This is a genomic window from Oceanobacillus oncorhynchi (genome assembly GCF_000821065.1).
Taxonomy (GTDB): domain Bacteria; phylum Bacillota; class Bacilli; order Bacillales; family Amphibacillaceae; genus Oceanobacillus; species Oceanobacillus oncorhynchi.
In genome coordinates, this window is the sequence record NZ_CDGG01000001.1 from 2,892,005 (window position 1) to 2,904,852 (window position 12,848).

Here is a 12,848-nt window from a genome sequence, read left to right on the forward strand (position 1 = left end):
CAAGGAGAATGATTATGTCTAAAAAAACAATTTATTTCTTATGCACTGGAAACTCTTGCAGAAGCCAAATGGCTGAAGGCTGGGCGAAAAAATATCTTGGAGATGCTTGGGAAGTGAAAAGTGCAGGTATTGAGGCACATGTGTGAGCGTCAAGTAGAAATGAACACTTTTTGCTAATTAAATTTGGACACTTTCTTCCATGAAAATGGAAGAACGGTGTTTCATTCGATAACTATCATCATCATGAAAATGAATAACTTCAGCTCGATGTAAAATTCTATCTAGGATAGCCGTTGTAATCCCTGGATCACCTAGTAATTCTCCCCATTCATTCGGTCCTTTATTAGAAGTTAATATAATTGAAGCCTTATCATAAAGGTCGTTAATAAGATGGAAAAATAAATTCGCTTCACGTGTATCCATTGCCATAAACATTAAATCATCAATAATCACTAAATGAGAGGAACGAATTCGTTTCATTCTCGTTTGTGATTTTCTGGTAACTTCTTCTGTTTTTAATGTTTGAATCAGCTGCCCCATGGAAATAAAAGAGACTTTATATCCTTTTTGTATAGCTTCTATGCCCAGCCCTGTGGCTAAATGTGTTTTACCTACACCTGGCGGTCCTAAAACGATTAAATTATAGAGTTGATCTAGCCAGTTAAACTCCTTTAATTGATTTACTTGTCTTTTGCTGAGTGATTGCTGCTCATCTAAATGAAACTCGTCCAACGTCTTATAGGAAGGGAATGCAGCCCATTTTAATCGTTTTTCGATTAATTTTTCATCCCTACGTTTTAATTCATATCCAGTCAATTGTTTCAAAAGTACTTGATATGTCCAATCTTCTGACTCTGCTTGTTGAATCAGAGATGGCAAATAATTTGCCGTCTCTGTGAGTCTCAACGATCGAAACTGTTGTTGTATTTCTTCTATTGAATGACTCATACCGTTGCTCCTTTCAATAACTCTATATAAGAATCCAATTCTCTTGTTTTTGGCTTGATTTGAAGCAGCGTATCATCCATACCATGCAATGTTTTGATAGCTTCTATTTGCGGAGGCCTTTGATGAGAATCCGTTTGTCTTTGGATAAACTCTACGACATCTCTAAACTCTGTTGCACTATATATTTTGCGTGCGACACATTCTTCTAAAGCTTGGTTCCTTCGTTCTCTTGCTACTGTTTTTGATACCTTTAAAATAAGAGATAATTGATCTCGTATATAACGAGGATATCTTTGGTGAATTTCCTGAAGGAAATCAGAAGCCATTTCCTTATCATCAAAGTACGTCGATACCGTTTCTATATAGGCAGCTATTCCTTTAGAACGGTCTCTGGTATGTTGAGAATCTTGAATCAATTTCCCTTTCTCTAAACTTAATGTGTGTTTGGCAATGATTGCTCCATTCGATTCTTCACGTATTATTAATTCGTTTTGATCGCTTATTTCAATAAAAACTTCTTTATCTTTTTTATATGTACCAAGTGGTACCGAATACCGATTCGATTGATAGATAATAGTATTGTCCTTACGAACATTTCTTGTTATACTATTATCGATATTTGAAATTGAAATTTTTTTGTTGACTGGTCTTAAGTGTTGTTTTTCTAGGGCAAACACTTCGACTGGTCTTTTTTTTGTTGTATTATGCACTTTTCCGTTTCCCGTTCGAATCAGCCATGCTAAACAGGATTCATTCCATTTATCTATATGGTGAAATACGCGGTTCTTCGCAAAATTCTTCTTCACAAATCCTACGACATTTTCAATCTTCCCTTTACTTTCTGGATCAGCTTTTCTACATACAAAGAGCTTTAATTTTCTTGCTTCCCTGTATGCTTGAAATTCACTGGTAAGGATGAGATCACCTTCATTTTCACTTACTACGATAAGGGAATCTTGATCATAAGCTAACTCATATGGAATTCCTCCAAAATACTGAAAAGCATCTTCGTGAGCTTGAATCATATCTTTTGTTGTAAAAGGACGGGAGAGCCACACAACGTATTTATAACGAGAGTGCGAAAGCACGAAACTAATAAAATATAATTTCTTTTCCTTTCCCTGGGATGTTTTCTGTATCGTCTGACCAAAATCTACTTGGGCTTGCTGCCCCATTGGTGGATCTGGAATAGCTTGATAGACACGCTTCATCTCTGTTTTTGGAATATGATATTTTTCCCGGAGTGCTTTGACATAACCACGAACGGTACTTTCTCCAACACGTAGAGTTGGAAACCTTTCTTTTAACCAATCATGAACTTGAGCACTAGAAAGATCTGGATGTTCTGTTAGCCAAGTATGAATAAGTAATTCGTAGGCATCTAATTTCTTCTTTCTTGTCTGTGTGGAAGCTACCCACTCCGCCATTTCCTGAGGAGACTTTTCAAGGTATTTATATACTGTTGTTCTTGATATACCTAGTTTTCTAGCTATTCTCCGTATTTTAAATCCTTCTTGTTTTAGTTGATAGATTTCCATATACACTTTCCATGTTTCCACCTTTCTTACTCCTCCCATTTCTGTATCGTACAAACATGTATTATACAGTAAATGAAAGATTGCAATAGTTAGTTGGTACCTGACGGAACGGCGAGCATGTAACAGGCTGCCGCCCCTACGGGGCAACAGCCTGTTACATGCCTATCCCCCAAGAAAAGTGTTCATTCTTATCAAGCAATAATGGTCTACTTTAGTTTAGCAGTTACAACATGGTTTAAATCCCAATGCAGTAAAGGCAATGCAAGAGGTCAATATTGATATTTCGAACCAAACATCTGATATTATCGACCCGGAAATCTTAAACAATGCGGACTTTGTAGTCACTTTATGCGGAGACGCTGCGGATAAATGTCCAATGACACCGCCACAAGTGAAACGTGACCATTGGGGTTTTGATGATCCAGCCAAAGCTCAAGGGAATGAAGAAGAAAAATGGATTGTATTTCAACGGGTTCGTGATGAAATAGGGAAAAGAATCAAACGTTTTGCTGAAACAGGAGAATAGTATATGTATATGTTTATTTCATATTGAAAGGTGAAAACTAGATGATTGTAGAATAAAGAGGAATCGTTTCATAAAAAATATATGTTATCTAGTGAACTTGCCTATTATGTAAAAGATAATGCTTTGCCCTTAATTGATCAAGAATATGCTTTTTCTGAGTTAATCAACCCTGTATAAAGAGAACCAAATAAAGGCCTGGGTAACAGTGAGATATTTAGATTAGACAATAAAGGCAGTGCAATTTTCACAGTATGAATTGACCTTGGAGAAAGATAGGAACTGGTTGATTATAGAGTGAAAATAATCATTTTTTATTATTCTTCGTTATAACTAGATAAAAAAGATGATTCTAATAATAGGAAACCCACATGGATTCATTGTTTTTTATTTATAGGTCTGCCTTATGCAGTTAAACGAATACTTGTTTTAAATTCCTTTTTTATGCTGACTTTCCGTTTTAAGGCACGATATAATTAAATAAAATTATGTGTATGTGCTAGGAAATAGGTTAATTGAAGGAGGAATTAGATGGTTAAAGATAATGAAAAAGGCCGCTTATTAACACATGAATTGAATCGGAAATTGTATTTTGCGGAAATGGAAGAAAAATTGGTTAAGGTCACTTACTGTTTGATGGCAGATGACCTGTATACGGTAGATCATGCTATTCCTGAATTAATAAAAATAATTAACTTATTAGAACAAGAGCAGAGAGCTATCATGAATAGTATTATTTGTATAGAGAAGCAAATAAAAATAGAAAATTGACAAAAGTGTGAGAGTATTATAAAAGCCATCAAATTATGATGGCTCATTTTTTGTTTCAATCGTTTTTTATTATCTATAAGATTTTGCACCAATATAGTGACTTTGCCAGTAATCAATGCTAATATCTGCTACGACAACCCCATTATCTCCGGAATGAATCATTTGATTGTTTCCAATATAGATACCGCTATGGGACGCACCTTGTACGTCATAAGTACCTTCAAAGAATACAACATCCCCCACACTAGGAGAGTTAACACGTACACCAGTATTTACCCAATTATCACGGTGTGTACGAGCAACATCAATGCCTACTTGATTAAATACATATTGAATAAAACCGCTACTATCTAATCCGGAAGCAGTAGTTCCACCCCATACATAAGGTGTTCCGAGAACACTCTCTGCTGCAGCAACAATATTATCATGACTAGGGGAAATAGCTGCCGATTCGCTTGATTCACTAGATACATTTGTGTTAGTTAATTCATTGGAATTTCCAGTCTCTTCAAGGGCAAGTTCCTCATCATTAGTCTCAGATATGGTGTCTTGAGGTAAAGAAGGTGTATCAGCAGGTAATGCTAATGCATTCTTTGTATTTGACCCAATAATACCATCTACTTGCAAACCTTGATCCGCTTGGAAATCTCTCACTGCTTGTGCAGTAATATCACCAAAAACCCCATCTACTTGATAAGAATAGTAACCAAGTGATTGTAGAGTATTTTGTACATGTTCTACCTCAGATCCTACACTGCCTTGTTGGAGTATAGATGTGTTTACAATTTCAGTTGTAGTTGGTGGTTGCTGCTCTACTTGAAAATTGGATAAGTTGCTTTCTTCAATAGAAATATCGCCTTTAGAAGAGCCTTCGCCAGCGCTTGCAAACACACTATCTCCTAAAAATGGAGTTAATGCTATAGAAGTAGCAAGTGCACTTGAAAGTACATATTTTTTCACTCTAAGATTGGGTGTTGCCATAAGTGTTCCTCCTTTTAATGTTAGAAATTCTAGTTATTTTGTAGTTAAGTTTGAAATTCTATGTAATAGATTTTTCGCTCTTAAATAGATTTTAGCATGTGCATATCACAATAGAAATCATAAAAAAATTACATAAAGATTACAAAATGTGATCATATGTTACAGTATTGTATAAAGATTATAACAATAATCGACAGTATTTTATTTTTATGAAGCCTCTTTCGTGTACCTCGTAAAGTTCTAAAAAATTGATAGAAGAAGGAAACGTTTTGAAAACAACTGTCTTTAGCTTGACGATTGAATTGCCTATCTCATGATTGTTTTCTCAACAAAACGATTTGCTTCTCTCTATTAAGGTATAGGCTAAAAATGTCGCCTATTTCCAAATTGAGAAATTTAATAAATTCTTTTGGTACTCTAAATGAGCCTCTTTCATTTAATATCATTATATTTTCTATTGAATTTCCACTAAATTTTTGCACTATTAATTCATTAGATTTATGTTTTGAACTAATTATCACCTCATCTCCAGGGCTTAAGTTTAAAATATCTCTAATGGGTTTTGGAATAGTAACAGAATAACTACTGGTTATCATACAATGTAATCCAGTTGGATTTATTTGGGGATTTTTTTCATTTATAGGACATGAATCGTACATAAATTTAACACTCCATTTGAATATATTTTTTTAATAGTAATGGGAAGTTATGCAGATTCTTTGCAGAATAAAAAATTATAGAAATAATTTTCTTGTCAAATATCAAATCCTTTTATCGTATTCAATAAAAGAAGACAAAAAATTACAGAAGATATCTTTTATAGAAGATTTCTTCTGTAATTTGCTTATAACCCTTCAAAAGGAGGGGACATCTTCCTCCTCTTGAATATATTTTTAAATGGGATTGTATTGTTTACAAAAAGGTGAGTTAGAAATTATATGCTAGTTAATTCTAATTTCATTCTACTGAGGATAATTCACTTTCTGTTACCCATTTGTGGTTTGTGACTTCTTCTCCATTTGTAGTTAAAACAAAATCTACCATATATACCGTGGTTTCTTCTGCTGAATCAATTTCAGCTGTTGCCCCATTCATGCCTTCCATATGATCAGCATTTATAATAGCTTCATCACCAGATTCTAACGGTGTTTCACTAGGGTCTTCTAATTCTTCATGAATGACCCACTTATGATTGGTTATTTTCTCACCACCTGTTGTGGGTATATAAGAAACTGTATAAACTGTGGTATCGTAGGCTCCTACTATTGTTGCCTCAGCACCTTTCATACCTTCCATGTGATCCGATTCAATTATAGCTTGACTGCCAACTTCATAAGTTGGATTGTTTGCTTCCTTTAAACCTTCGGGTACATCTCCAGAGCCAGACATATGCATTTCGGAATGGTCCATGCCTTCCATATCGTCCTGTGTACTTTCCTCGGAGTTTTGTTCCGTGTTATTTTCATTATTTGTATCTTCCGTTTCCGTTTCTCCCGCACATGCGGATAGTACGGAGATTGTAAATAAAGATACTAACCCTATTATAATTTTTTTAATTGCCATTTAATGTTGCTCCTTTCATTATTTTGAATTCATTGTTACAGTACCCTATTATTTTGCAGTTTATGTGCAGATTGTCTAAAGTTCTAAAGATTATTTAATATTTATCTGATATAAAGTAAAGATTCAGCTTTGTAAAACAGGGGAATTCATTTTTCTTGGCAGGCCTGCATATTTTCTTGATAAATAAAAGCTATAATAAATGATAATAGACCAAATGAGAAGGTGATGTAAATTGCATATGATGAATGGGTATGGATCATTTTGGACAGTGATTCTAATGATTATTTTCTGGATAGGATTAATTAGTTTTGGTATTTTTTTAATAGCAAGTTTTATTAAAGGAGATAAAAAGAGAACACCATTACAAATAATTAAAGAACGCTTAGCTAAAGGTGAAATTAACGAGTTGGAATATGAACGACTAAAATCAATAATAAAGGAAAAAAAGAGTAATGATTTGAAAGTGAACAGTAGTATAAGTGAAGGTGATGTAGATAGTTAGCTTTACCATCCTAACAAATATACTTTTTCTTAAACATGTCTTTGCAACGGTATATTATCAAGATAGCCTCATTCTCATTTTTTCGGAGCGACACATATATCAAGAAGTTAAAGAAAAAATCATTTAATTATTACCAAGGTCAAGTGATAAAATTATTATATAGTGAGTTGAATATATATGTTTGAACTATTTAACCAGATAAGTAACACATTAATGGAACCAATAATAGATCTCGCTAATGGTTTAGAACATTTACCATTATTATTTGCCTTTTTTCTTGGGGTGATTGGAGCTCTTGCACCTTGTCAGCTTACAAGTAACCTCAGTGCAATTACGATTTATGGTAATAAATCATTAGTTGATAAAGTTCCATGGTTGCATGTATTGTTATTTGTCTTAGGGAAGGTCGTAGTTTATTCTATACTAGGGATTATTGTTTGGTTGTTAGGTAGAGAGGTATATAGCACGCTTTCACAAATTCTACCCATTATACGTAAAGCAATAGGTCCAATGCTAATTATAGTAGGGTTATTTATGATTGGGATATTTCAATGGAAGAAAACATGGCGTATTTTTCATTTTCCCACAAAGGTACTTAAAGATAGTTATTTAGGCAGCTTTTTAATGGGAGTAAGTTTTACATTAGCTTTTTGCCCAACCATGTTTGTGCTCTTTCTTTTAACATTAATGCCAATTGTATTGATAACTTCGTATGGTGCAGTCCTTCCAGCTGTGTTTGGAATTGGCACTTCTCTTCCGCTATTGATTGTTATATTTTTAATTTGGTATTTTGGTGCAAGTGGTGCCATATTAAAAAGAAGTAGAAAAATAGGAGCTGTCACCCAAAAGATTGCTGGTTTGTTACTTTTAATTCTTGGTGTGTTGGATACACTTACTTATTGGTTATAGAGGTGTAGTATGTTTAATAAATTATCTTTTAAAATTGGATTACTGTTTTTTGTATTTATTCTGGTTATTGAATCTTTTTTGTTTTTTATTTTATATACGAACCTAGTAAATGATCGTATTGATGAAGTTATGAATAGTCTGCTGGCACGCGGGAACACACATCGTGACGTTTTAGAAGATCATTTCGATCAACCTACATTAGAACATGTCGGTATTATGGAATCAGCGTCTGAATTTATCGTTATCATTACAAATGAGAAAGGTGAGATTATTATTTCATCTGACCCTGTAAAACAAGAAATGATTAATGTGGTAGAACATACTAATGATGAAGAAATACCTACAGAAGGTAAAATAGTTGAAGATAGGTGGAGTGAAGGAAATTATATCGTGACAGATAGTCCGATTACAATAAGCGGGGAACATAAGGGGCATGTGTTTATGTTTGCCGATACAAGTTATGTAAAAAGAACAGTTGATCAGCTTAGCAATCAGTTTTTGATAATTAGCTTTATCACTGTGTTGTTAACAATTATGACTATATTTATTTTGTCTCGATTTATTACACAACCGTTAATTAAAATGAAAGAAGAGACAGAACAATTAAGTAAGGGAAGACACAATATAGCACTACATACAAAAAGGAAAGATGAATTAGGTGAATTAGCTAATTCCATCACCAAGCTATCACAGGAGTTGAAAGAACTAAAACAGGCTAGAAATGAGTTCCTGGCCAGTGTGTCACATGAGCTGCGGACGCCATTAACATATATCAAAGGATATGCAGATATCATTAATCGTCAAGGTACGTCTGAAGAACAAGTTAAAGAATATGTTGAAATAATTCGAGAAGAAACAGAGCAATTAACGGTATTAATTAAGAACTTATTTGAATTAGCTAAAATAGATCAAAATAATTTTCGGATTAGACGCGAACGAGTGAATTTATGTGAGCTTATTCAAAGAATAATTGAACGTATTCGACCAGCGTTAGCTGAGAAAAAAATATTACTTCATGTGAATTGCCTTGATGAAATAAAAGCTTATATTGATCCAGAACGTTTTCAACAAGTGTTAATAAATATCCTAGATAATGCGAAAAAGCATTCTAAGGAAGGTTCAAAAATCTTAATAGAGGTAAAGCAGACTGATCAGTATATCATTATTACAACTACAGATGATGGAGAAGGAATTCCTGCACAAGATCTTCCATATATATTTGACCGGTTATACCGTGTGGAAAAATCACGTTCAAGACAAAGTGGAGGAACTGGGCTAGGTCTAGCTATTTCAAAAGAAATTATTGAATCCCATGGTGGTAGTATTGAAGCAAAAAGCGAAATAGGACTGGGCACAAGTATCATTATCAAGTTGGCAAGGGGGAAAAGAAATGAATAAAGTTCTTATCGTTGATGATGAGAAGCGAATGTTAGATTTAATTGCGTTGTATTTACAACCTCATAAATATGTTTGTAAAGAAGCATTAGGTGCTACTGAAGCATTGTCCTATATAAATCAAGAAACATTTGACATTGTTTTACTAGATATTATGATGCCTGAGATGGATGGATGGGAATTATGCCAAGAAATTAGAGGCATTTCTGATGTACCAATTATAATGTTAACTGCCCGTGACCAACATGAGGATATTGTAAAAGGATTGCGGTTAGGTGCAGACGATTATATCACAAAGCCATTTAACGAAGAAGAATTATTGGCTAGGATGTCAGCTATATTACGTAGAAGAGAACCAAAGAGTTATATTGAGGTGAATGGTTTAATTTGGAATAGGGATCAGTTTGAATTATCCTATAAAACTAACCCAATCAAGGTAACGCCTAAAGAATTTATTATGATTGGACACTTTATGAAGAATCCGAATCAAGTATTTGCTAGGGAACATTTGATTGATTTGATTTGGGGGTTTGATTCTGAAACAGGGGGAAGAACAGTTGATTCACACGTGCGGAATATGAGAGAGAAAATCCGTCAAACAGGATTTCCAATAGATGACTATTTTAAAACTGTGTGGGGTGTAGGATATAAGTGGGTTAATAACCCTTGACAGGGGAATTTGTATGATGTCTTAGTAATAAGAAAATTACCTATTGCACACTATATAGAAAATGATCTTAACATAATTATTCACTAGGAGGATTGATAGCATGGCAAATCACGATAGTAAGAAGAATAACCAAAGCCATAGTGAACACGATGGGCACAAGCACCATAATCACGAACATCATAACCACGAGCATCATGATCATGAACACCATAGCCATGATCACCGTGAGCATCATAATCATAATGGTCATGACCATTCGGGACACGGACATGGAGGAGGACATGCCGGTCATCATGAGCATATGATAGATGATTTTAAAAAGCGTTTCTGGGTATCTTTAGTGTTAGCGATACCGATTACTTATCTGTCACCGATGATCCAAATGTTATTCAACTATGAAGTAAACTTTACGGGTAACACGATAGTACTTTTCTTACTTTCTACCATAGTGTTTTTCTATGGTGGAAAACCGTTTTTACTTGGTGCATGGGATGAAATAAAAACAAAAACACCAGGGATGATGTTGTTAATTTCACTTGCCATTGTAACAGCCTATATTTATAGCACCTTAACAGCCTTCTTGATTGATGGCAGTGACTTTTATTTTGAGGTAGCTACGTTAATTGTCATTATGTTGTTAGGTCACTGGGTAGAAATGAGGTCCATAATGGGTGCTTCAAAAGCACTCGAAGAATTAATTAAACTAATGCCAAAAGAGGCACATAAAATTGACGCGTCCGGAAATATTGTAGAAGTGTCTGTTGAAGAATTACACCCTGGAGATGAGATTCTAGTTAAATCAGGAGAAAAAATACCCATTGATGGGGAAATTTTTGAAGGAGAATCTACCGTCGACGAATCTATGTTAACAGGTGAATCCGTTCCTGTGGAAAAAGGACCTGGAATGAAAGCAATAGGTGGGGCCGTTAATGGTGAAGGTGTATTAAAAATTAAGGTAAATAAAATTGGAAATGACACGTATTTATCTCAAGTTATTCAATTAGTAAGCGAGGCGGAAAATACCAAATCAAAAGCACAGGGGTTTGCTAATATTGCAGCAAAATGGCTATTTTATGTGGCGGTGGTTGCTGGAATCATCACGATTGCTTACTGGAGTACGACAGGGGATTTTGAATTTGCGCTAGAAAGAATGGTTACCGTTCTGATTATAGCTTGCCCGCATGCACTTGGTCTGGCTATGCCTTTAGTTACTTCAAGATCAACGTCTATTGCTGCTAAGAATGGTTTGTTGATTCGTAATCGTACCCCATTTGAAAATGCTCGAAAGCTAGATCGGGTTGTATTCGATAAGACAGGCACCCTTACTGAGGGAAACTTCGGGGTTACTGATATTCATCCAAGTAACAATGTAAGTAAAGATGAATTAGTGAAGTTAGCTTATTCAGTTGAGACCCAATCCGATCATCCAATTGCAAAAGGAATTGTGAAGGAAGGAAAAAATCGTAATTTAGAGCTATATGAGGTAACGAATTATAGAAATTTAACTGGTAAAGGATTAACTGCTGATGTGAAAGGAACTGAAATCGCAGTCATTAGCCCTGGAGCGATGAAAGCGAATAATATAGATTTCGATGAAGAAACGTATGAAAAGCTAGCCCAACAAGGGAAAACAGTTGTTTTTGTATTAAGAGACAATGTATTGCAAGGAATGATTGCTTTAGCGGATATCATTCGTGAATCCTCTTATGAAGTTATCAAGCAATTAAAAGATAGTGGCATTGAAACAGTTATGATGACAGGTGATAATAATCGTGTTGCAAATTATGTAGGTGAAAAACTTGGACTATCAAAAGTTATTTCAGAGGTTCTACCACATGATAAATCGGATAATGTGAAAAAACTGAAGGAAGGTGGCAAAAAGGTTGCCATGATTGGTGACGGAATCAATGATGCGCCTGCCTTAGCTGAAGCTGATTTGGGTATTGCGATTGGTGCTGGTACAGACGTTGCAATTGAGACAGCGGATGTTGTTTTAGTAAATAGTGATCCTGTTGATATCTTAAATATTTTGAAGTTATCGAAAGCTAGTTATAGAAAAATGATACAAAACTTAGGATGGGCAGCAGGTTACAACGTGATAGCCATCCCACTAGCAGCAGGTGTATTATATAATGTCGGTATCGTTATTACACCAGCTATTGGTGCTGCTGTCATGTCATTAAGTACAATTATTTGTGCAATTAATGCCCAATTGTTGAAGATTGATTAAAATTTAGTATGAAAATGAAATATAGGTTAAGTGTTAATAGTATAATGCTATTATTATACTCGGAAAAAAGCTCAATCTGTAAAGAAAAACTTTAGATGTAAAGGTTCAAAAGTTTCATTGTAAAATTTGAAAGAAGTTGTTTAAGATTAAGGTTATGAATTTAGTGTCTAAATATAAAAATGAAAAAGCTGGTTTTCCGTTAGGTGAAAATCAGTTTTTTCTAGTTGAAAGATTAAAGTAATGTGAGAAAAAGCTGACTTGGGTAAAGGTGACCGCTGCAATAGCTGATTTCGTTTTAATGGATAATGTAAATGAGTAAAATACAATCGACGAATCACTTCTGATCCACAAAGTATATTAACGCCTTTATGGAAAAAGGTTGATTGTTAATAACTTTTAACGTTCTAGTTGATTTCCGGAATAGATAAAGAAATGTACATCTATGTTTTGCATAATATTTGTAGTCCCCATATATGATTAAAGATTTATCATTAAGGTGAAGGGTTTAAAACTGTAAATGATTCTCCATTTAGATATTTTATGATTATATTTAATTATGTAATTCATCAAACATTAACTTTTTCTTGATAAATTCTCGATAGTTTTAAAATATAGTTACGTCATAAGGATAATGAATCATTAACATAAATTGGTATCAAGTATCTAATGAAAGGAGAAAAGTTAACATCTATAATCGTAATTTAAGTGATGAAACAATAATCAAATATAATTCTTGAATCAAGTAAATTGGCTAATAGTCAAGTGTTATTGAATGTTAGCCTTTAAAGATGGATTAATATGTAAAATTTTCTTAATGG

11 protein-coding genes and 2 pseudogenes are annotated in these 12,848 nt (G+C 34.2%); 8 read left to right on the forward strand and 5 right to left on the reverse strand.

The annotated features are described in order from the left end of the window. Positions 1–14: 14 nt before the first annotated feature. Positions 15–140: pseudogene (locus BN997_RS22610) on the forward strand (arsenate reductase); the annotation flags it as partial. Positions 141–177: 37 nt separating this feature from the next. Here BN997_RS22610 and istB read toward each other — a convergent pair. Then, positions 178–948, reverse strand: a complete 771-nt coding sequence (gene istB, locus BN997_RS13840; RefSeq protein WP_042533127.1) for an IS21-like element helper ATPase IstB — start codon at positions 946–948, stop codon at positions 178–180. Continuing rightward, positions 945–2,525 carry an IS21 family transposase gene (gene istA, locus BN997_RS13845; RefSeq protein WP_042533131.1) on the reverse strand — a complete coding sequence of 527 codons (1,581 nt, stop codon included), beginning with the start codon at positions 2,523–2,525 and terminating at the stop codon, positions 945–947. Before istA ends, istB begins: the two co-directional genes overlap by 4 nt. Positions 2,526–2,715: 190 nt before the next feature. Here istA and BN997_RS13850 point away from each other — a divergent pair. Together BN997_RS13850 and BN997_RS13855 are read left to right on the forward strand one after the other, a co-directional pair. Beyond that, positions 2,716–3,012, forward strand: a pseudogene (locus BN997_RS13850) (arsenate reductase); the annotation flags it as partial. A gap of 528 nt (positions 3,013–3,540) precedes the next feature. Then, entirely contained in the window at positions 3,541–3,780 is a 240-nt protein-coding gene (locus BN997_RS13855; protein ID WP_042533132.1) for a hypothetical protein, read from the forward strand. Positions 3,781–3,849: 69 nt separating this feature from the next. Here the strand turns inward: BN997_RS13855 and BN997_RS13860 are convergent, their stop codons facing one another. From BN997_RS13860 to BN997_RS13870, 3 genes are all read right to left on the reverse strand, one after another. Then, on the reverse strand, positions 3,850–4,761 hold the full coding sequence (locus tag BN997_RS13860) for a C40 family peptidase (protein WP_042533134.1): 912 nt from the start codon (positions 4,759–4,761) through the stop codon (positions 3,850–3,852). Between the two features lie 311 nt (positions 4,762–5,072). After that, positions 5,073–5,420: an AbrB/MazE/SpoVT family DNA-binding domain-containing protein gene (locus tag BN997_RS13865; RefSeq protein WP_042533136.1), complete on the reverse strand. Its 348-nt coding sequence runs from the start codon at positions 5,418–5,420 to the stop codon at positions 5,073–5,075. 298 nt (positions 5,421–5,718) lie between these two features. Continuing rightward, complete coding sequence (locus BN997_RS13870) at positions 5,719–6,324, reverse strand: YdhK family protein (RefSeq protein ID WP_042533140.1); 606 nt, start codon at positions 6,322–6,324, stop codon at positions 5,719–5,721. Between the two features lie 238 nt (positions 6,325–6,562). On the opposite strand from BN997_RS13870, the gene BN997_RS13875 reads away from it, so the two are divergent. The 5 genes from BN997_RS13875 (at position 6,563) to BN997_RS13895 (ending at position 12,030) form a co-directional block, all read left to right on the forward strand. Continuing rightward, positions 6,563–6,826 (forward strand): SHOCT domain-containing protein, encoded by a 264-nt coding sequence (locus tag BN997_RS13875; RefSeq protein ID WP_042536130.1) that lies wholly within the window; start codon positions 6,563–6,565, stop codon positions 6,824–6,826. Positions 6,827–7,003: 177 nt separating this feature from the next. Beyond that, entirely contained in the window at positions 7,004–7,735 is a 732-nt protein-coding gene (locus tag BN997_RS13880) for a cytochrome c biogenesis CcdA family protein (protein ID WP_042533142.1), read from the forward strand. 9 nt (positions 7,736–7,744) lie between these two features. Then, positions 7,745–9,133, forward strand: a complete 1,389-nt coding sequence (locus BN997_RS13885; RefSeq protein WP_042533144.1) for a sensor histidine kinase — start codon at positions 7,745–7,747, stop codon at positions 9,131–9,133. Continuing rightward, the gene (locus tag BN997_RS13890) at positions 9,126–9,800 is read left to right on the forward strand and encodes a response regulator transcription factor (protein WP_042533146.1); all 675 of its coding nucleotides are present in this window, start codon (positions 9,126–9,128) and stop codon (positions 9,798–9,800) included. The genes BN997_RS13885 and BN997_RS13890 overlap by 8 nt, the downstream gene beginning before the upstream one ends. Before the next feature lie 100 nt (positions 9,801–9,900). After that, positions 9,901–12,030, forward strand: coding sequence for a copper-translocating P-type ATPase (locus BN997_RS13895; RefSeq protein ID WP_042533148.1), 2,130 nt, complete (start codon positions 9,901–9,903; stop codon positions 12,028–12,030). Positions 12,031–12,848 lie beyond the last annotated feature (818 nt).

Excerpts from the sequence above, each read along its gene's own strand:
- istB (WP_042533127.1), bottom strand. The coding sequence starts at position 948 with ATGAGTCATTCAATAGAAGAAATACAACAACAGTTTCGATCGTTGAGA.
- istA (WP_042533131.1), bottom strand. The coding sequence starts at position 2,525 with ATGGGAGGAGTAAGAAAGGTGGAAACATGGAAAGTGTATATGGAAATC.
- BN997_RS13855 (WP_042533132.1), top strand. The coding sequence starts at position 3,541 with ATGGTTAAAGATAATGAAAAAGGCCGCTTATTAACACATGAATTGAAT.
- BN997_RS13860 (WP_042533134.1), bottom strand. The coding sequence starts at position 4,761 with ATGGCAACACCCAATCTTAGAGTGAAAAAATATGTACTTTCAAGTGCA.
- BN997_RS13865 (WP_042533136.1), bottom strand. The coding sequence starts at position 5,420 with ATGTACGATTCATGTCCTATAAATGAAAAAAATCCCCAAATAAATCCA.
- BN997_RS13870 (WP_042533140.1), bottom strand. The coding sequence starts at position 6,324 with ATGGCAATTAAAAAAATTATAATAGGGTTAGTATCTTTATTTACAATC.
- BN997_RS13875 (WP_042536130.1), top strand. The coding sequence starts at position 6,563 with ATGATGAATGGGTATGGATCATTTTGGACAGTGATTCTAATGATTATT.
- BN997_RS13880 (WP_042533142.1), top strand. The coding sequence starts at position 7,004 with ATGTTTGAACTATTTAACCAGATAAGTAACACATTAATGGAACCAATA.
- BN997_RS13885 (WP_042533144.1), top strand. The coding sequence starts at position 7,745 with ATGTTTAATAAATTATCTTTTAAAATTGGATTACTGTTTTTTGTATTT.
- BN997_RS13890 (WP_042533146.1), top strand. The coding sequence starts at position 9,126 with ATGAATAAAGTTCTTATCGTTGATGATGAGAAGCGAATGTTAGATTTA.
- BN997_RS13895 (WP_042533148.1), top strand. The coding sequence starts at position 9,901 with ATGGCAAATCACGATAGTAAGAAGAATAACCAAAGCCATAGTGAACAC.